The sequence below is a fragment of the Pseudomonas sp. efr-133-TYG-5 genome (assembly GCF_030209175.1).
GTDB lineage: Bacteria > Pseudomonadota > Gammaproteobacteria > Pseudomonadales > Pseudomonadaceae > Aquipseudomonas.
Map to the genome: position 1 here is coordinate 534,467 of NZ_JARVSM010000001.1, position 18,917 is coordinate 553,383.

Consider the following 18,917-nt stretch of genomic DNA (forward strand, 5'->3'; position numbering starts at 1 on the left):
AGCTGGGCGATCAGACGAGAAAATCTTCCACCAGTTTTACCCAGCAATCGGCGCCCAGTGGGATAAGCTCATCATTGAAGTCGTAGTGTGGGTTGTGCACGGAGCAGCCGTGAAACTCGCCCTCACCGTTGCCCAACAGGAAATAGCACCCCGGTACTTCTGCGAGCATCCAGGCGAAGTCTTCGGTACCCATGACCTTCGGCCCTCGGCGTTGCAGATGGCCAGGTGCAAAAAGCGGCACAAGGCTTTCGCGCACGCGTTGTGTTTCGGTGTCATCGTTGATCAGTGCCGGGGCCAGCGGAGTGAATTCCAGCTCAATGCTCACGCCGAACGCTTGCTCGTGACCGCGGACAATGTGTTCCAGTCGCTGATTGATCTTCTGCTGGGTCTGCGGAGTATCGGTACGCACACTGATCAGCATGCGGGCCTCGTCAGGAATGATGTTGTAGACACTCCCGGCCTGTAGCATGCCAATGCTGATGGCCGCGTACTCTTCCGGGCCGAGGTTGCGCGACTTGATGGTCTGGATCGCATTGATCAGGCTGGCCACCACGGGCAATGGATCGACCGACTTCTCGGGCATGGCGCCGTGCCCACCTTGGCCGGTGATCCGCAGCGACACACGCTCCGAGGACGCCATGGTCGGCCCCGCCTGAACCACGGCCGTGCCCAAGGGGTAACCGGGCATGTTGTGCAGCGCAAAAATCGCATCGCAGGGAAAACGCTGGAACAGGCCGTCGTCGATCATCGCCTTGGCCCCACACAGGCCCTCCTCGTCCGGTTGGAAAATCAGATTGAGGGTGCCGTTGAATTGGCCGTGGCTGGCCAGACGATAAGCAGCCGCGAGCAGGATCGCGGTGTGCCCGTCATGCCCGCAGGCATGCATGCGACCGGCAATCTGGCTGGCATGCGCAAAGGGGTTTTTTTCCTGCATGGGCAGCGCATCCATGTCGGCGCGCAGACCGATACGGCGTGTGCCCTCGCCTCTTTTCAGGACACCGACCAGGCCATGTCCGCCGATACCGCGATGCACCTCATAGCCCCACTGCGTCAGCTTGGCGGCGACCAATTCTGCGGTGTTCGGGGTTTCGCCGCCCAGTTCAGGCGCAGCGTGGATTTGTCGGCGCAAAGTGATGAAGCTTTGCAGTTCGATGTCGCTCAACGCTGATGTGTTGTGTTGATTGCGCATGGGTCAGTCTCGTCCAATGTTTTCCGGGAACAGTTTCAAGCAGCACAGGCTGATGACCCCGCCGACAAGCAGGTAAAACGCCGGAGCCGTGGGGGTGTTGAGCGCCGAGGTCAGCCAAGTGGCGATCAACGGCGAGAAGCCACCGAACAGGGTGACGCCGAAGCTGTAGCTCACCGACGTCCCGAGGGCTCGGTGCTGCTTGGCAAAGGCCTCCATGATCATCGCGAAAAACGCACCCGAGCCCACGCACCCGGGCAGCACCAGCAGTGCGACGATCAGCATCGCGATGTACAAGTCCGTGGTATGCGACAGCAGCCATAGCGCCGGCCATGCCGCGATAACCGGCAAGGTGATCGTCCAGACCAAAAGCTTTTTGCGCAGGCCGTGGCGGTCCGCGTAGCGCCCTGCAATCGGCGTGATGATCGCCAGGCACGCAGCCGAAACGCAGGCAATCGCCAAGGCGCTGCGCTGCGGATAATGCAGCGCACTGACCAGGTACGCTGGCATGTAGAAAATGAACAGGTACATGCCGATGGTTGCACTCGCCATCAGCCCGGTGGCGAGTACGGTGTTGCGCAGATCAATGGCCTCGCGCCAGCCGGGTTTGCGCACGGTTGAAGGGGCGGCGCTGATAGTGGCCTGCTCAAGGGTTTCCGGCAGGCAGCGGCGGATGTACCAGCCGACAGGGCCAATCAGCAAACCAATGACGAAGGGGATACGCCAGCCCCATGCTTCCAGGTCCGGCGTGGTCATGACACTGCTCAGGAGCAGACCGATTCCAGCCCCGACCAGCGCCGCGTAACCCTGGCTTGCAGCCTGCCAGCTGACATTGCTGCATCGACGGTTGGTCGTCGACGATTCCATCATCAACACCGAGGCGGTGCCGATTTCCCCCCCGGCGGAAAACCCTTGAGTCAGGCGGCCGATGACCAACAGAACGGTGCCCAAGACCCCGGCTTGCTGGTAAGTGGGGGCAAATGCGATCAGCGCCGTTCCCAGCGTCATCAGCGCGATGGTCAGCGTAAGCGCTGCCTTGCGACCCTTTCTGTCAGCGAAACGGCCAATCACCATCGCCCCGACCGGACGCATCAAAAAACCAACACCGAAAGCCGTCAGCGACATCAGCAATGAGGCTATCGGCGATTGGGCGGGGAAAAAGTTGTTGGCGATGATCACGGCGAAAAAACTGTAGATCGTGAAGTCGTACATCTCCAGGGCATTGCCGAGGGCGCACGCTACGGTAGCCTTTCTGGAGTTGCGGGTGGCCGGATCGGCACGCATCGCTCCGTTGGCCAGGGAAGTGTCCGAATGCAGGATGGTCATGGCACGCTCCGATTTCTTATTGGCGTTAGGCGAGGCCAACTATCGGGGAACTCCAAAGACGAATCACTTGCACTTTTTGCAGGCAATTAACCAGTGGTTAACTTGTTTGCGTCACGTCCTTTGAACACGCTCTACAACAGTGCTCAGGGAGGACTTGAAGGCGGCTATCGCACCAATGGCTTTCATTTTTCAGATTCATACAGCCGGCAAATCGGTGTAATCGTGCATTTATTGAGACCTTTTCACGCGCCTGCGCGCCTCAATATGGCGGTGACTCCTTAGCAAATTAACCAATAGGCATACCCATGCAAAATTGACCATTTCCGCCGGTTTTTATTTTCGTGGAGGCTGCGATCCATCAGCCATCACGTCTACGGAGCGTCTGAAATGGTTATGTCCGCCGCGCGCAATTGTTCATTGACCGCATTGCTCTTGGGACTCGGGCTACCGCCATGCAGCCAGGCTGAGGGATTTCCTGCCATCGCTCGAGTAGCGCCAGGATTTGGCTATTACAACGTCGATAAGGGCTACACCGACAAGCTCAATGTCTACGGCACGCTCGACGCATTTGTTAATTATCAGGACTCGGGCCATCACTCCGGAACCAGACTCGCGGGCGGTGGCGCCTGGACCAACAAGCTCGGGCTCTACATGCGCAAGGCCCTCAACCCGGACACGGTGCTGGAGTTCGACGTCGAGGAAGGTTTCAACCTCAATGGCCAAGCGCTGGATGAGCACTGGAAGCAGGTCGGCACCCTACGCCTGGCGGTGGCGGCGCTGCGCTCGCGGGAGTACGGCAAGTTGGAATTCGGCAAAACCTATGGCATGGGCACGCCGACCTTTGCCGATCCATTCCTGGCCACCTACGGATCGCCCTATACCTACCTGACCAGCCCGCCCGCTGGACGCGGTGCCTATTATCTGGATATGCGACCGAAGCACACCCTCGCCTACACCACGCCCACATTCGCCGGTTTCAGCGCGGCCACCGCTGTGAGCCTGGGCCTGAACGATACCGCCAGCTCCGGCAACACCGTGCGCGGCAAAGGCATGAGTGTTCAGTACAGCAATGCGCGGTGGCTATTGCTGGGCTCATTCAATGATTACTTGAGCGATCCGTGGGACGACGGCGACCGCCAGCGGCAGACCCACAACTATTTCAAAAGCGCTTCGGCGTTTTATGACTTCGGGTCGCTGTCTGCCAATGTCACCTGGCAACGCCAGGACGTCGACTACCACGCCACACCCAGCATGAGCGCATGGACGGTGGGCCTTGCCGCGCCCGTCGGCAAAGCCGATGTGGCGCGCATGGCATTGGTCAAGCGCGATATCGAATTCGGCGACAAGGACGCCATCGGGATCATGCTCGGCTACGACCATTTCCTGAAGAAGAACTGGGCCATCTACGGTCGGGTCGCCCTGATCGATAACCGCCCCGAATCCGCCATCAGCTATGCGGGAATTCCCCTCGAGCAAACCGGTGACGACCCCAGCAACCTGGCGGTCGGCATGTACTACCACTTCTAGTAAGTCGGCTCTGCCGATGACTCAGCGGCGAGCTTGGATTTGAGCCCGTAGAACAAATCCCTCGCCGGCGACGTCAGTGAGTGGCGGTCGACGCACACCAGATAAATCGGGTATTCGGGGATGATCTCTTCGACTTCGACCAGGACCAGTTCCGGTACCCGTCCCGGCGGCAGTGCGCTGCCCAGCGCCAGATTGCTCAGGGTCATGAACGCATCGGCATTCTCCACCAGACGCAAGGCCAGTAACAGCGAGGCGCATTCGATGACCTTCTGCGGCGGGTGAATATCGTTGACCTCGAACATTTGGTAGAACTGCGAAGAGCGGTCGTCTACCTCGTCCAGGCTGATCCAGTTCGCATACTGCAATTGCCGCAACGAGGGCGAATGCCGCAATGGATTATTCGGGCCGCATATCACCGCCCCCTTGATCCGGTGCAGGGCTTCCCAATCGAGATTCAGACGTTGCGTGTTCTGTTGAGAGGTCAGGGCAAAGTCCAGGCTCCCGTCGCGCAAACGCTGGACGATATGACTGGGGCGCAGCTCGATCAGCTTGATCCGCACCCGTGGGTTTTTCGCCTGGTAGTCACTGATGCACTTCTCGAAACCCGGCAGCATGGCAGTCAGTGAAGTGACGCCGACAGCCACCTCACCCACGGCCATGTCGTGGATATTATCGGCCTCGATCTGCAGGCGCCGCATGCTCTCGACCGCCATGTGCGCGTGCCGGATGATGCGCCGGCCTTCGTCAGTCAACGACATGCCTTTGTAGGAACGCTGCAGCAGGGTCAGGCCTAACTCGCGCTCCAGATCCTTGATTGAACGACTCAACGCCGGTTGGGTGACATGCAGCATCTGCGAAGCTTCATTGATGCTGCCGCACTGATTGATCGCGACCAAGGCTCTGATTTGATGGAATTTCACGGTGTGCGACTCGCTTCTTATTTGCCGCCAACCATAAAGCAAGATGCCGGCCAGTCACCACTTGTTGATTCAAGCTGTCGACTCAATCACGGCGCAATAGTCACCAGCCCCCCTCATTCATCGACTGCTTTCGCGTCAGCCTGCAACTTGCGAGCTGACGTGACGGGTCACTTGCGCCATTGCATCGGCTGGCAATAGTCGTGCGTAACCTGCCGCGCATGGTTCACGCCCCGTGGGGTGCCATCCGGCCGCACCGGGCAATCCTCGCTATCAACCACTGATTCGAGTGGGTCGCCGAAGGCGGGCCGGAGCAGCAGCCCGACTTGATCCGTCAGCGAAATAGTCATTAAAACCACCGCGCGCTCCCCTCGGATCCCTGCAGATCTACTCCTGGCCCAGCAAAAGCTTGCGCAGCTCGCCGATTTTTCGTTGTTACAGCGTCGGCGAACGCTTCAACGTCTCACTCGGCAACTCTTTGAACAGCGCCCGATAGCTGCTGGAAAACCGCCCCAGGTGCCAGAACGACCAGTTCATCGCCACTTCGGCCACCGTGGTCTGCTCGGGACTGCGGTTGAGCAGTTCGCGTCGTGCGCTGTTCAAGCGGCGCAGGCGCAGCCAATGGGTCGGTGACAGACCGGTGTAGGTCTTGAAGGTCTGCTGCAACTGGCGCAGCGAGCCGCCGGCAACCTGCGACAGCTGCAGCAGATTGAGTTGTTCTTCCGGCGAATCCGCCGCCCACTGCCCTACCCTCTGCATGATCCTGCGCTCGTCGGCACGACGCTGCAGGGCGCCACGATCGAGACAGACCTGCGCGTTATCGAGGATGAACAGGCAATCGTCGAGCAACTGCTGAGTCAGGGCTTCGCGGCTGGGCGGGTCGAGGGTCTGCGTCAGTCGGGTCAGCGTCGCGCTGAGCCAGCGGCTGAACAAGGCATTCTGCCCGCCGTTCAGGGGCGCCATGAACAGGCCTTCCAGCCTGGCCACATCCAGGCCGTGCTGGCGGACGAACTGCGGACCGAAGACCACGGCGATTTCCTGGTAGTTCTCCGGGGTGATCCAGATGTTGCGGCTCTCTTCATTGAGCAGATACAGCGTGTTGTCGCTGCGATCGAAACAGAACGCCAGGGCCCCTTCCGGCGCGCTGAAATTCTGCTCGACGCGGGTGTTCATCTGCTCTTCGTAGACCTCTACGCCCTGCAGGTCGAGGTAGCGGATCCGCCCGGCGAAATGCCCCGGGGACATCTGCTGGTAATGCTGCACCCAACCCGGCGTGGCGCGGATCTGCTCGCTGACATCAGCGGTGTTGAAAGCCTGGACCTGTATCGGATTGCACGTCGTCATGGGGGACCTTGCGCACTCTTTTGGTGCGCTTTGGTGCTGCTTAAAGTGGATAGATGGAACCGCAAGGCCCGCCCAAGATAGTCGTCAACGCGCCACAGGGGAAGCCTGCGGAAGATGAAACCGCACTCTCCGGCGTCAATAAAACCAATAACGAGGTCTTTATGAATGCCCCTTTCGATCAGCTGTTCACATGGCTGAAAGATCACAAGATTACCGAAGTCGAATGTGTGGTCAGCGACCTGACCGGCATCGCCCGCGGCAAGATCGCACCGACCAACAAGTTCCTGCATGAGCGAGGCATGCGCCTGCCGGAAAGTGTGCTGCTGCAAACGGTAACCGGGGATTTTGTCGACGACGACATCTACTACGACCTGCTCGATCCGGCCGACATCGACATGGTCTGCAAACCGGTGAGCGATGCGGTGTACGTGGTGCCTTGGGCCATCGAGCCGACCGCCATTGTCATCCACGACACCTTCGACAAGTTCGGCAACCCGATCGAGCTGTCGCCACGCAACGTGCTGAAAAAAGTCCTGCAGCTGTACACCGACAAGGGCTGGAAGCCGATTGTCGCGCCGGAAATGGAGTTCTACCTGACCCAGCGTTGCGAAGACCCGGATCTGCCGCTCAAGGCGCCACTGGGCCGCTCCGGTCGTGCCGAAAGCGGCCGCCAGTCGTTCTCCATCGATGCCGCCAACGAATTCGATCCGTTGTTCGAAGACGTCTACGACTGGTGCGAACTGCAAGGCCTGGACCTCGACACGCTGATCCACGAAGACGGCCCGGCGCAGATGGAAATCAACTTCCGCCACGGCGACGCACTCGACCTGGCCGACCAGATCACCGTGTTCAAACGCACCCTGCGTGAAGCGGCGCTCAAGCACAACGTCACCGCCACCTTCATGGCCAAGCCGATCGGCGACGAGCCGGGCAGCGCCATGCACCTGCACCAGAGCGTGGTCGACATCGCCACTGGCGAGCCGATCTTCGCCAACGCCGACGGCACGATGAGCGAACTGTTCCGCCATCACATCGGCGGCCTGCAAAAGTACATCCCGAAAGTGCTGCCGATGTTCGCGCCCAACGTCAACTCGTTCCGCCGCTTCCTGCCGGACACCTCGGCCCCGGTCAACGTCGAATGGGGCGAAGAGAACCGCACGGTCGGCCTGCGCGTACCGACCTCCGGGCCGGAAGCCATGCGCGTGGAAAATCGTCTGCCGGGCGCCGACGCCAACCCGTACCTGGCAATTGCCGCGAGTCTGCTCTGCGGCTACATCGGCATGGTCGACGGCGTCGAGCCGAGCGCCGCGGTCGAAGGTCGCGCTTATGAACGGCGCAACCTGCGCCTGCCGATCACCATCGAAGAAGCGCTGACGCAGATGGAAGAGTGCGACACCGTCGCCAGGTACCTGGGCAGCAAGTTCGTCCGCGGTTATGTCGCAGTGAAGCGCGCCGAGCACGAGAACTTCAAGCGCGTGATCAGTTCGTGGGAGCGCGAGTTCCTGTTGCTGAGCGTTTAACCAACACCCATGAACCCTGTGGGAGCTGGCTTGCCAGCGATGGCGTCGGCGCGGCCAGCCTCTCGGTCGACTGACCCACCGCTATAGCTGGCAAGCCAGCTCCCACAAGGGCCGTGCCCACCTGAAAAATCCAATAATTCGAAGAGGTGTCGCTATGCGTCTATTGAAATCCCTGATCCCCGCCGCTCTGGCATTGGCCTGTAGCGCAGGCGTGCAGGCCCAACCGCAGGTCAGCGTCTACAACTGGACCGACTACATCGGCGAAACCACCCTGGCCGACTTCCAGGCGCAGTCCGGCATCAAGGTGATCTACGACGTCTTCGACTCCAACGAAACCCTTGAGGGCAAGCTGCTTGCCGGTCGCACCGGGTATGACGTGGTGGTGCCGTCCAACCACTTTCTCGCCCGCCAGGTGAAGGCCGGCGCGTTCCTCAAGCTGGATCGGGCGCAACTGCCGAACTGGAAAAATCTCGACCCGAAACTGCTGGCCCTGCTGGAAAAGAACGACCCGGGCAACGAGCACTCGGTGCCATACCTGTGGGGCACCAACGGCATCGGCTACAACGTCGACAAGGTCAAGCAGGTGCTGGGCATCGACCACATCGATTCCTGGGCCGTGCTGTTCGAGCCGGAAAACCTGAAGAAACTCAGCCAGTGCGGCGTGTCGATGATGGACTCGGCAGACGAAGTGTTCCCGGCGATCCTCAACTACATGGGCATGGACCCGCGCAGCGAGAATCCGGAAGACTACAAGAAGGCCGAAGCCAAGCTGCTGAGCATCCGTCCGTACATCACCTATTTCCACTCCTCGAAATACGTCTCGGACCTGGCCAACGGCGATATCTGCGTGGCCTTCGGTTATTCCGGCGACGTGTTCCAGGCCGCCAACCGTGCCAAGGAAGCCAAGAACGGCGTGAACATCGCCTACGCGATTCCCAAGGAAGGCGCCAACCTGTGGTTCGACCTGCTGGCGATCCCGGCCGATGCCAGCAACGTCAAGGAGGCTCACGCCTTCATCAATTACCTGCTCGACCCGCAAGTGATCGCCAAGGTCAGCGCCTCGGTCGGTTACGCCAACCCGAACCCGGCGGCCAAGCAGTACATGGATCAGGAGCTGGTCAACAACCCCGAGGTCTATCCGCCACAGGAAGTGCTCGACAAGCTCTACATCTCCTCTACCCCGCCCCAGTCGATCATGCGTCTGATGACCCGTTCCTGGAGCAAAGTGAAGTCGAACAAATGAATCAGCACAGCCACGAACATGCCCGCTCCTATTACGCGGCCTCGGCCCGGGCCAGTACGCCCTATCCGTCGCTGGACGGCGAGCTGATCGCCGATGTCTGCGTGATCGGCGGCGGGTTCACCGGCGTCAACACCGCCATCGAGCTGGCGCAGCGCGGACTGTCCGTAGTGTTGCTCGAAGCACGGCGCATCGGCTGGGGCGCCAGCGGGCGCAACGGCGGCCAGTTGATCCGCGGCATCGGCCATGAAGTCGAAGGCTTCGCCCGCTATGTCGGCCATGAAGGCGTGCGGTACCTGCAACGTGCCGGGATCGACTCGGTGGAACTGGTGCGCCAGCGCATCGACGAGCATGGCATCGAATGCGACCTGCGCTGGGGCTTCTGCGAACTGGCCAATACCCCGGCGCAATTTGCCGCGTTCAAGGAAGAACAGCTGAGCCTCGCCGAACTCGCTTACCCGCATGAAACGCGGCTGGTCGGCGCCGAGCAGATTCGCCAGCAGGTGGTGAATGCCGGGGTGTACGCCGGCGGGTTGATCGACATGGGCTCGGGGCACCTGCATCCGCTGGATCTGGTGCAGGGTGAAGCCCGTGCGGCGGCGACGCTCGGCGTGCGCATCTTCGAGCAGAGTCCGGTGCTGGAGATCGTCCACGGCCCCACCGTGCAGGTGCGTTGCGCGTCCGGCACGGTGCGCGCCGGTAGCCTGGTGCTCGGTTGCAACGCGCATCTGGACGAGCTCGAGCCACAGCTCAACGGCAAAGTCCTGCCGGCCGGCAGCTACATCATCGCCACCGCACCATTGTCGGCGGAACGCGCCGCCGAACTGATCCCGCACAACCTGGCGCTGTGCGACCAGAAAGTCGGCCTCGACTACTACCGGCTCTCGGCGGACCGGCGGTTGCTGTTCGGTGGCGCCTGCCATTATTCCGGACGCGACCCGGCGGACATCGCCGCGTACATGCGGCCGAAAATGCTCAAGGTCTTCCCGCAACTGGCCGACGTGCGCATCGACTATCAGTGGGGCGGTAAGATCGGCATCACCGCCAATCGCTTCCCGCAGGTCGGCCGGCTCAAGCAGCAGCCGAACGTGTTCTACGCCCAGGGCTACTCCGGACATGGCCTGAACGTCACGCACTGGTGCGCCAAACTGCTCGGCGAGGCGATTCATGCCGGGCACAGCCAGGGCATGGACGTGTTCAGCGGCGTGCCGCACATGACCTTCCCCGGTGGTCCCGCGCTACGTTCGCCGCTGCTGGCCCTCGGCATGTTCTGGTACCGCCTGCGGGAAATGCTCGGCTGACCGGCACCCCGCGCAGGAGCGCTGCCGTGGGCGGCGAGCCTTTGTTTGTCGAAGCAGGCAATGAAAGTTCGCCGCCTGGTTGCTCTCGGCAGCTCCTACTGGTTCCTCTAGCCCTGCCCCTGGGTGAGTTATTTGCTCTATCGCCAAGCACTTCTATATTGATGAAGTGCTTTTGCGTTCCTGACGCTCATTGCCCAACACACCCAGGAGGTCATGGATGCAGTCGTCAGCCGCCGACAAACCGCAAGCACCCGGGCAGGCACCGATCAAGACCCGGCGCTTCGGCGTCTCGCTGGTGTGGATCGTGCCAATCGTCGCGGTGCTGGTGGGGATCTCGCTGGTGGTGCACAACGTGATGCAGGAAGGTCCGACCATCACCGTCAACTTCAAGACCGGCAGCGGTCTCACCGCGAACAAGACCGAAGTCAAATACCGTAACGTGGTGGTCGGCCAGGTCACCGACGTCGAGTTGAGCGACGACCAGAAAAGCGTCAATGCCACGATCAAACTGGCCAAGCAGGCGGAAACCTTCACCCGCGAAGATTCGCAGTTCTGGGTTGTGCGACCGCGAATCGGCGCCGGTGGCGTGTCAGGCATCGATACGCTGCTTTCCGGCGACTACATTGGCGCCGACATCGGCCAGTCCAACAGCCGCGCCAAGCATTTCAAAGGCCTGGAAAACCCGCCCCCCATCACCTACGGCGAACCGGGCAAACGCTTCAAACTGCATACGCAGGACCTTGGCTCGCTGGACATCGGCTCGCCGGTCTATTACCGCAAGATTCCGGTCGGGCAAGTCGTCGCCTATGCACTGGACCCTGACGGCAAAGGGGTGAACATCGAGGTGTTCATTCATGCGCCCAACGATGCCTACGTCACCGAAAACACCCGGTTCTGGAATGCCAGCGGCATCGACGTCAATGTCGGCGCCAATGGCTTCGCGGTGAAAACCGAATCGCTGTCCACCCTGCTGATCGGCGGGGTGGCCTTCCGGGCACCGGAGTACAGCCCCAACGACGTCGCCGCCAGCGAAGAAAAGACCTTCGATCTGTTCGACGACCAGCAAACCGCCCTCGCCCCGCCCAATGGCAAGGCGCAATACCTGAGCCTGCGTTTCGATCAGGCGCTGCGCGGGCTCAAGGTCGATGCGCCGGTGGAATTCCTCGGCATGGAGATCGGCCGGGTGGTCAGCATCAATCTCGATTTCGATGCGACCAAACGCAGCTTCCCGGTCAATGTCGGCATCGTCATCTATCCGCAACGACTGGGCCAGGCCCACACGAAAATGCTTAAGGCACTCAATCATGATCCGAATGACGAAGCCGCCGGCGTGCGCCTGATCGGCACCTTCATCGACAACGGCCTGCGTGCCCAGGCGCGCAGCGGCAACCTGTTGACCGGGCAGTTGTACATCGCTCTGGATTTCTACCCGAAAGCCGAGAAAGTCGCGTTCGATCCGAGCGCCCGCCCGGTGAGCATCCCGACCATTCCCGGCAGCCTCGAACAATTGCAGGAAAAACTCGAGGCGATGGTCAACAAGATCAACAAACTGCCGATCGAGCGGATTGCCGGCAACCTCGACGGCAATCTGGTCGAACTGCGCAAAGGCCTCAATCAGTTCAACGCCAAGACCCTGCCCAGCGTGCAAAGTACCCTGGGCGAGGTCAGCAAGACCTTGCAGTCGGCCTCCTCGACCTTGGCCGAAGATTCGCCGCAGCGCGAACAACTGACGCAGACCCTCGACGAACTGGGGCGCATGTCGCGTTCGCTGCGTGAGTTGTCGGATTACCTGGGCCGTCATCCGGAGTCGTTGATCCGTGGCCGTCCCGACAACGCCGCACCGCTGGATCTGAAAGGCCCGCCACGCAATTGAGCACAGGAGCCGTTCCATGGCCGTACCGCTGAAAATCACCGTGCTCGCCGTTTGCCTGTTGCTCGGCGCCTGCCGCAGCGAGCCGATCAACTTTCACACCCTGACCCCTGTCCAACCGGGCAATGCGCGCGCCGGCAGCGAGATTCCCATCGAAGGCATCACCGTGCCGCCGCAGGTGGATCGCCCGCAGATCGTCATCCGTCAGGGCGACAGTGGCCTGGCGATTCTGGAAACCCAATGGTGGGGCGCGAGCCTGGCAGACGAGTTACGCAGCGCCTTGCAGGATCAATTGAGCAACCGTAGCGGTGCCGGCAAAGTCTCGGTGCGCATCGACGTGCAGCGCTTCGATTCGATCCCGGGCCAGTACGCGCTGATCGACGTCAAATGGCGCCTGCGTCCGGTGGGCGCCAGTGACGGCGCGGCGCTGACTTGCCGCTCGACCCTGCAGACGGCCTCCGGGCCGGGCATCGATGAACTGGTGAGCGCTCAACAGACCAACGTCAAACGCCTGGCCGCGCTGATCAGTCAGGCGGCGGGCAATCCGCGCACCTGCCCTGCGGCTTCTTGAGCCGCTGCCTGCAGGCTGACCGTGAAGCGGCAACCGTTGGGTTCGCGCGTGGTGAGTTGCACCTGCCATTGTTGCTGGGTGCAGATTCGCTGCACCAGGGACAGCCCTAGCCCAAGCCCCTCGCCACGGCCCTCGTCACCGCGCACGAAAGGCTGGAACATCGCGTCGCGGCGTTCCAGCGGAATGCCGATGCCACTGTCTTCGACGACAAAACTGTGCTCGCGCAGGGTCAGGCGCACGAAGCCCTGATCGGTGTAGTGCCAGGCATTGCGCAACAGATTGCCCATCACCGATTGCAACAACGTCAGGTTGTAGCGCGCCGTTCCGGCCTGCTGCGGTTCGTAGATGAATTGCAGACCTTTCTCGCGAATCAGTCGCGCCCAGACTTCCACCAGAGCATCGGCCACTTCCCGCAGAGTACAGGCGGATGCGATGCCGACGTCTTCGGGTTTGCGCGCCAGCATCAGGAACGTTTCCACCAGTTGGCGCATTTCCTGGCTGGCGCGGGCGATACGGTGGACCTGTGCGGCCGAGCGGGCGTCCAGCGACGGATTGGCCAGGAGTAATTCACACGAGCTGGCCAGCACCATCAACGGCGTGCGCAGTTCGTGGCTGACGTCGCTGGTGAAGAGTTTTTCCCGGCTCAGGGTCTGGCGCAAACGGCCCAGGGTCTGGTCGAACGACAGGGCCAGCGCGCCCACTTCATCGGCGGCATATTCAGGATGCAGGGGCGGCGCCAGTTCAATCAGTTGATCGCGGTGGCGTACCTGCCGGGCCAGACGTATCACCGGTGCCATGACCCGCCGCGCGAGCAATCGGCCCAGCACGATGGCCAGTATCACGCTGAGGATGAAACCGACGATCACGACGACAAACAGCAGGTGCTCGCGCTGCTCGAGGCTCTCTTGATCGCGCAACAGCACGTATTTGCGCCCGCCGACCGCCTCGACCATCGCGTAGAAGTCATCGCCGTCGAAGCGGATCTCCTGAAACCCCAGGGGCAGCGATGCCAGTTGCGCGGTGAGAGCCATGGCGCCTTGGCCACCTTCGAAAAAGAACAGTTCGCTCTTTTCCGGCGTATGACTCCACAGGCTGATGTCATCCATCGCCAGCAATCGATGCAACCCGCCACTGAGGGTGGTCGAACTCAATTTGCGCTCGACCACATGCACGGTGGCGACAATCCCCATGGCAAACACACCCGCGACCAGTGCGCTCATGCAGGCGAACACGATCACGATCCGTTTGGTGAGGCTTTGCTTGAAATCCATCCGATCCGCTCACTCCGCGACTGTCGTCCGGCTGTCAGGCGCCAGCAGCCCGCGCTACGGCGTAGCGCATAAAGATGACAGCTTCACCTCCGATATCGGCGTTTGTTAAGTCTGCCAATAAACAAAAAGCGTATTTGAGTTTATTTATCAAATGGCCGTTTTAGTTATGGCGGTGTATCGCTGGCAAATTTTTCACATGTTCTTCACTGCGCCCCGACGACCCTGAACGTAGTGTTCAGCAACCATTCAAGCAGGCACCCGTAAAGTAGCGGCGCTGATCAAACTTACGTTGCATTGAATGGAACTTCGTCATTACAAGAGGCAACGTTGTGGCTGAACTAACGCAATTACATTCACCGGCCAAACCATGGCGCGTATCGCGGTTGCGCCTGTTGGTTGCGCTCGCCGGCGGATTGCTGTTGATCGTGCTGGTCAGCGGGTTTGTCTGGTGGCAGAAGACGCCGCGTAACCTGGCCTATGCCGGCGCCGCCGCGACTGCCGAATGGAAGAGCGCCTGGCAGGCCGGGGACATTGTCGCGCTGGTGCGGCACACCGAACGTTGTGACCGCTCGAGCAATATTTGCCTGGGTCCGGCCGATGGTATTACTCAGGCCGGCAGCATCGCCGCAGGTGCCGTGGGCCTGGGGTTCATCCAACTGGGCATGCAGCAGGCCCAGGTCTACAGCAGCCCGCTGACCCGTACTGCGCAAACCGCGCACTACATGTTCGGCCATGATGCGGTGACCCAGGAATGGCTCGAAGTGTGCGGGCCAACCCTGCGCAACGACGTCGTCGCGCACAAGGTCGCGCAGCACAATCTGGTACTGATCACGCACAGCGGTTGCATCAGTGATTTCGAAAAGCAGACCGGTTATCCCCGCGCCACTTTTGCCGAATATGGCAGTGCGCTGATGGTGCGCATTAATGCGCAAGGGCAACTGAAGGTGCTCGGCATCATGAATGCTGACGGCTGGGCAAAAATCGACAAGTAATGGTGGACTCGCACAATAAGCAGACAAATACGCGCACGATTTAATATTTAATCCTGAGTACATGACGTAACAAATGAAACATTGGCAACGGCTGGACTTTTCCCGTTTTCAAGCTTGTCTTTCAAGCAGAACTTCGTGCTGGAAGCGCGCCAGTTCCCGAATGCAGGAAACATCCACCCAACGACGCACCTGCATTTTTCCAACCCAGTGACTCAGCCGCGCCGGAGTGTGCCGAATGAATCGCTGAACTACGTAATCCGTTTCTGCACCAAGGTCCAGTCATGACGTCCGAGAACAAGCCGCTGCGCCACGCTGTCCGTCATTTGCTCCCCATCAAGCCGCCTACCGCCATCGAACGCCTGGCAATTGCAGCGCTGGTCGTGGCGTTCGTGCTGTTTTACCTGCTGCCGCTGGCGTCCCATGGTCTGTGGATTCCCGATGAGACCCGTTACGGCCAGATCAGCCAGGAAATGCTCCTGAGCGGTAATTGGGTCGCCCCGCATTTCATGGGCATTCGCTACTTTGAAAAGCCGATCGCCGGATACTGGATGATTGCCATCGGCCAGGCGATTTTCGGCGAAAACCTGTTCGGCGTGCGCATCGCCTCGGCGCTCGGCACCGGCGCCAGTATCTGCCTGGCATACCTGCTCGCGCGGCGGCTGTGGAACAACCCGCGGATCAGCGCGGCAGCGGCCCTGCTGTTCATGAGTTTCGGCCTGATCGCCGGCCAGGCCGGCTACGCCAACCTCGATCCGCAATTCACCCTGTGGGTCAACCTGAGCCTGGTGGCGCTGTGGTTTGCGCTTGACAGCAAGACGGTGCGAGGGCGCCTGCTTGCCTGGGCACTGCTGGGCGCGGCCTGCGGCATGGGCCTGATGACCAAGGGGTTTCTCGCCCTGTTATTGCCGGTGTTGATCGCCCTGCCCTACATGATCTGGCAACGGCGCTTTGCCGAGCTGCTGCGCTACGGCCCGCTGGCTGTCCTGGTCGCGGCCGCCGTCAGCCTGCCGTGGGTGCTGGCCGTGCATTACCGCGAGCCGGACTTCTGGCGGTTCTTCTTCTGGCATGAACACATCCGCCGCTTCGCGGCCGGCGAGGATGCCCAGCACGCGCGGCCCTGGTGGTTCTACCTGCCGCTGCTGTTCGCCTCTTGCCTGCCGTGGGCGTTGCTGCTGCCGTCGACCCTGATCCGCACCTGGCGCGCAAAGCGCGAAGGCAAAACCGCGTTCCTGGCGCTGTGGTTCCTGCTGCCGCTGATATTCTTCAGCCTCAGCAGCGGCAAGCTGCCGACCTATATCATGCCGTGCCTGCTGCCGCTTGCCCTGCTGATGGCGCACACCGTGATCGATTGGCTGGACCACCATGACAGCCGCATCCTGCGCCTCAACGGTGTGCTCAACACCGTGCTGGCAGGCGTCGCACTGGTCGCCCTGCTGTATCTGCAGGCGACTCGCGAAATCTACGAGAACACGGAAATGTTCAGCCTGTCGCTGGCCTATATCGTGTTGATCGGCTGGATCATCGCCAACGCGGTGCAAATCCTCCGCCCGCTGCAACTGTGGGCGACACCGGCATTGGGCATCGGCCTGCTGATCGCGTTGCTGCCGGCGGCCATGCCCGCGCGCATCGTCAACAGCAAGATGCCCGATCAATTCATTGCCGAGCATCAGCAGGCGCTGAGTCAAACCCGTTCGCTGCTGAGTAACGACCTGGGCGCGGCATCGGCGCTGGCGTGGCGCCTGGGCCGGCCGCAGGTCGATCTGTTCAACACGGTCGGCGAACTCAAGTACGGCCTCGAAGACCCAGCCATGGCCTCGCGCCAGGTCAGCCTCGACAGCGTCGGCCAATGGATGACCGAAGCACGCAAGAAAGGCTCGGTGGGCGTGGTCATGCGCGTCAACAGCACGCAGGAAGAACAGGAACTCGAGCTGTTGCCAATCGATGGCCAGCATTACCAGCGCGGCAATCTCGAGATCTTCATCTTCGCCCAGAGCCAGCCATGACTGCGAGCAGCCGTGATCGCCGCGCCCTGTTGCTCCTGCTGGTCGCCACCGCTCTGATGCTGCTGGTTGGCCTGGGCAGCCGCGAGCTGTGGGGCGCGGAAACCCGTTGGGCCAACATCGCCCTGCAGATGCTGCAGAGCGGCGACTACTTCGACCCGTACCTCAAGGGCGGCCCGTACTACGACAAGCCGCTGCTGTCGTATTGGCTGATCACCGCCACGGCGTGGCTGACCGGTGGCCTGGGCCACTGGTCACTGCGCCTGTCTTCCGTGCTGGCCGCGTGGTTGAGCGTGTGGCTGGTGTATCTGATCGGCGAACAGCAGTTTCGCAAAGGCACCGGGCTGATCGCCGGGTGGATGCTGGCCACCACGTTCTATTTCGTCTTCTGGGCGCGGGTCGCTACCGCCGACATCCTGACCGTCTGCGGTGTCCTGGCGGCAGTCTGGTGGTACTGGCGCGGGCCGCAGGACCGGCGCTTCTCGCGTTACCTGGTGTTCTTCGGCCTGCTGGCCCTGACCTCCTTGTTCAAGGGCCTGATCGGTTTCATTTTGCCCGGGCTGGTGCTGCTGCCGCACCTGTTGCACGAGGGGCGCTGGAAACAGCACCTGAACCTGCGCCTGATGGCAGCGTTGTCGATCGCCGCGGCGTTCTACATGACGCCGTTCCTGCTGTCACACCTCTACGGCGCGCCGAACTACGGTGAAAGCGGTCTGGGCCTGGTGCTGCGGGAAAACGTCGTGCGCTTCTTCCAGCCGTTCGACAACATCGGCCCGATCTACATCTATCTGGTCTACCTGCCGGTCTACACCCTGCCGTGGGCACCGTGCTGGATCATTGCCCTGTGGGTCGCCGCGCGAAACTGGCGGCAGCTCGAACCGGACACCCGCTGGCTGATTCAAGGCCTGGCCCTGCTGATGCTGTTTTTCACCGCCAGCGGCAGCCGCCGCAGTTACTACGTGTTGCCGCTGGTGCCGTTTGCGCAACTGCTCGGTGCCTGGTGGATAACCCGGCGCATGGCGGCACGCGCTAGCACCGGTCGCGGCTGGAACATCGGCTTCGCCGCCACCAGCGTGTTGCTGGTCGCGGTGCTCGGCGTGCTTTATCCATGGACCAACAGCGGTGGCGGCGTTATCCGCTTCGGCGCCACCGTACGGGAACAGGCCAGCCAGCAGGCCCCGCTGAATCAGTGGCGCATGGTCATGATCGAGGTCGACAACAAGGTGCCGATGTACCTGCAAACCGGTGGCGCCCCGTTCTATTACGTGCAGCAAACCCAGGACTTCCCGCGCACCGGCGACAGCGCCGCGCTGATGGCGTGGCTGGAGCGCACCAGCGGCGAACGCTGGGACCCGCAACGCACGATCATCGTCGCGCAATACCACAGCGGCGAAGCCCTGCCATTGCACTACCTGAGTGTCGACCATCAGGTCATCACCACCACGCCGACCCGTGGCGAGCAGGTCTTCCATGGCCGCGAGGATCAAAGCGTGGCCTACATCCCGCGCGGCTACGACCTGCGCCAAGGCAACCCGGTCAGTCAGACGGCAGTTCGCCGCTTCAGTGCCCGCGCCTACCCGCGGGTGTGTGCGCCAGACGCACTGTGGCTGCACTGTGCGCGGCTGCATTCATAGCAGCGCTTCTGCCCCGCCTCGGTACGCAATCCGCAGTTTCAACCCGCTCTGTCCTGAATAACGACGTGGTGTGACGCACGGCCCGTGTGCGAGTGGCGACTAGCGGCTAATCTGAATGGCAATGACATGTATTAACGGTTTCTTTGACGTTTTTTTCTCATTTGCCTCTCTACATTGGCCAGCGGCTTAAAACATGCAAATCATTCGCATTGATACGC

Annotated in this window: 15 protein-coding genes; 9 read left to right on the forward strand and 6 right to left on the reverse strand. The window is 61.3% G+C overall.

What is annotated here, in order from left to right:
* Positions 1–10: 10 nt before the first annotated feature.
* Both QRN70_RS02350 and QRN70_RS02355 read right to left on the reverse strand, forming a co-directional pair.
* Complete coding sequence (locus QRN70_RS02350; protein ID WP_285415611.1) at positions 11–1,189, reverse strand: M20 aminoacylase family protein; 1,179 nt, start codon at positions 1,187–1,189, stop codon at positions 11–13.
* A 3-nt stretch (positions 1,190–1,192) separates the two neighbouring features.
* Complete coding sequence (locus QRN70_RS02355; RefSeq protein ID WP_285415612.1) at positions 1,193–2,512, reverse strand: MFS transporter; 1,320 nt, start codon at positions 2,510–2,512, stop codon at positions 1,193–1,195.
* A gap of 387 nt (positions 2,513–2,899) precedes the next feature.
* Between QRN70_RS02355 and QRN70_RS02360 the strand changes: the two genes are divergently transcribed.
* Positions 2,900–4,039 carry a porin gene (locus tag QRN70_RS02360; RefSeq protein ID WP_285415613.1) on the forward strand — a complete coding sequence of 380 codons (1,140 nt, stop codon included), beginning with the start codon at positions 2,900–2,902 and terminating at the stop codon, positions 4,037–4,039.
* On the opposite strand, the gene QRN70_RS02365 is transcribed toward QRN70_RS02360, so the two are convergent.
* The 3 genes from QRN70_RS02365 to QRN70_RS02375 form a co-directional block, all read right to left on the reverse strand.
* Positions 4,036–4,959, reverse strand: a complete 924-nt coding sequence (locus tag QRN70_RS02365) for a LysR family transcriptional regulator (RefSeq protein WP_285415614.1) — start codon at positions 4,957–4,959, stop codon at positions 4,036–4,038. The two genes, QRN70_RS02360 and QRN70_RS02365, sit on opposite strands and share 4 nt — an antisense overlap.
* 167 nt (positions 4,960–5,126) lie before the next feature.
* A complete protein-coding gene (locus QRN70_RS02370) occupies positions 5,127–5,306 on the reverse strand; it encodes a hypothetical protein (protein WP_285415615.1) in 180 nt (59 codons plus the stop codon).
* An 85-nt stretch (positions 5,307–5,391) separates the two neighbouring features.
* On the reverse strand, positions 5,392–6,300 hold the full coding sequence (locus QRN70_RS02375; protein WP_285415616.1) for a helix-turn-helix domain-containing protein: 909 nt from the start codon (positions 6,298–6,300) through the stop codon (positions 5,392–5,394).
* A 161-nt stretch (positions 6,301–6,461) separates the two neighbouring features.
* Between QRN70_RS02375 and QRN70_RS02380 the strand changes: the two genes are divergently transcribed.
* The 5 genes from QRN70_RS02380 to QRN70_RS02400 all read left to right on the forward strand — a co-directional run bounded on the left by QRN70_RS02380 (position 6,462) and on the right by QRN70_RS02400 (position 12,802).
* Positions 6,462–7,820: a glutamine synthetase family protein gene (locus QRN70_RS02380; RefSeq protein WP_285415617.1), complete on the forward strand. Its 1,359-nt coding sequence runs from the start codon at positions 6,462–6,464 to the stop codon at positions 7,818–7,820.
* Positions 7,821–7,974: 154 nt separating this feature from the next.
* Positions 7,975–9,063, forward strand: a complete 1,089-nt coding sequence (locus QRN70_RS02385; RefSeq protein WP_285415618.1) for a polyamine ABC transporter substrate-binding protein — start codon at positions 7,975–7,977, stop codon at positions 9,061–9,063.
* Positions 9,060–10,361: an NAD(P)/FAD-dependent oxidoreductase gene (locus QRN70_RS02390; protein WP_285415619.1), complete on the forward strand. Its 1,302-nt coding sequence runs from the start codon at positions 9,060–9,062 to the stop codon at positions 10,359–10,361. The genes QRN70_RS02385 and QRN70_RS02390 overlap by 4 nt, the downstream gene beginning before the upstream one ends.
* Positions 10,362–10,578: 217 nt before the next feature.
* Positions 10,579–12,234, forward strand: coding sequence for a PqiB family protein (locus QRN70_RS02395; protein WP_285415620.1), 1,656 nt, complete (start codon positions 10,579–10,581; stop codon positions 12,232–12,234).
* 16 nt (positions 12,235–12,250) lie between these two features.
* Entirely contained in the window at positions 12,251–12,802 is a 552-nt protein-coding gene (locus QRN70_RS02400; protein WP_285415621.1) for a PqiC family protein, read from the forward strand.
* On the opposite strand, the gene QRN70_RS02405 is transcribed toward QRN70_RS02400, so the two are convergent.
* Positions 12,760–14,073 (reverse strand): sensor histidine kinase, encoded by a 1,314-nt coding sequence (locus QRN70_RS02405; protein ID WP_285415622.1) that lies wholly within the window; start codon positions 14,071–14,073, stop codon positions 12,760–12,762. The two genes, QRN70_RS02400 and QRN70_RS02405, sit on opposite strands and share 43 nt — an antisense overlap.
* 383 nt (positions 14,074–14,456) lie before the next feature.
* On the opposite strand from QRN70_RS02405, the gene pmrG reads away from it, so the two are divergent.
* The 3 genes from pmrG to QRN70_RS02420 all read left to right on the forward strand — a co-directional run bounded on the left by pmrG (position 14,457) and on the right by QRN70_RS02420 (position 18,699).
* Complete coding sequence (pmrG, locus tag QRN70_RS02410) at positions 14,457–15,065, forward strand: lipopolysaccharide core heptose(II)-phosphate phosphatase PmrG (protein WP_285415623.1); 609 nt, start codon at positions 14,457–14,459, stop codon at positions 15,063–15,065.
* Between the two features lie 281 nt (positions 15,066–15,346).
* Positions 15,347–17,068 (forward strand): lipid IV(A) 4-amino-4-deoxy-L-arabinosyltransferase, encoded by a 1,722-nt coding sequence (gene arnT / locus QRN70_RS02415; RefSeq protein ID WP_285415624.1) that lies wholly within the window; start codon positions 15,347–15,349, stop codon positions 17,066–17,068.
* The gene (locus QRN70_RS02420; protein ID WP_285415625.1) at positions 17,065–18,699 is read left to right on the forward strand and encodes an ArnT family glycosyltransferase; all 1,635 of its coding nucleotides are present in this window, start codon (positions 17,065–17,067) and stop codon (positions 18,697–18,699) included. Before arnT ends, QRN70_RS02420 begins: the two co-directional genes overlap by 4 nt.
* Positions 18,700–18,917: the final 218 nt, after the last annotated feature.

What these genes read in the sequence shown, in the direction of transcription:
- QRN70_RS02350 (WP_285415611.1), bottom strand. Translation starts at nt 1,189, where the DNA reads ATGCGCAATCAACACAACACATCAGCGTTGAGCGACATCGAACTGCAA.
- QRN70_RS02355 (WP_285415612.1), bottom strand. Translation starts at nt 2,512, where the DNA reads ATGACCATCCTGCATTCGGACACTTCCCTGGCCAACGGAGCGATGCGT.
- QRN70_RS02360 (WP_285415613.1), top strand. Translation starts at nt 2,900, where the DNA reads ATGGTTATGTCCGCCGCGCGCAATTGTTCATTGACCGCATTGCTCTTG.
- QRN70_RS02370 (WP_285415615.1), bottom strand. Translation starts at nt 5,306, where the DNA reads ATGACTATTTCGCTGACGGATCAAGTCGGGCTGCTGCTCCGGCCCGCC.
- QRN70_RS02375 (WP_285415616.1), bottom strand. Translation starts at nt 6,300, where the DNA reads ATGACGACGTGCAATCCGATACAGGTCCAGGCTTTCAACACCGCTGAT.
- QRN70_RS02380 (WP_285415617.1), top strand. Translation starts at nt 6,462, where the DNA reads ATGAATGCCCCTTTCGATCAGCTGTTCACATGGCTGAAAGATCACAAG.
- QRN70_RS02385 (WP_285415618.1), top strand. Translation starts at nt 7,975, where the DNA reads ATGCGTCTATTGAAATCCCTGATCCCCGCCGCTCTGGCATTGGCCTGT.
- QRN70_RS02390 (WP_285415619.1), top strand. Translation starts at nt 9,060, where the DNA reads ATGAATCAGCACAGCCACGAACATGCCCGCTCCTATTACGCGGCCTCG.
- QRN70_RS02395 (WP_285415620.1), top strand. Translation starts at nt 10,579, where the DNA reads ATGCAGTCGTCAGCCGCCGACAAACCGCAAGCACCCGGGCAGGCACCG.
- QRN70_RS02400 (WP_285415621.1), top strand. Translation starts at nt 12,251, where the DNA reads ATGGCCGTACCGCTGAAAATCACCGTGCTCGCCGTTTGCCTGTTGCTC.
- QRN70_RS02405 (WP_285415622.1), bottom strand. Translation starts at nt 14,073, where the DNA reads ATGGATTTCAAGCAAAGCCTCACCAAACGGATCGTGATCGTGTTCGCC.
- arnT (WP_285415624.1), top strand. Translation starts at nt 15,347, where the DNA reads ATGACGTCCGAGAACAAGCCGCTGCGCCACGCTGTCCGTCATTTGCTC.
- QRN70_RS02420 (WP_285415625.1), top strand. Translation starts at nt 17,065, where the DNA reads ATGACTGCGAGCAGCCGTGATCGCCGCGCCCTGTTGCTCCTGCTGGTC.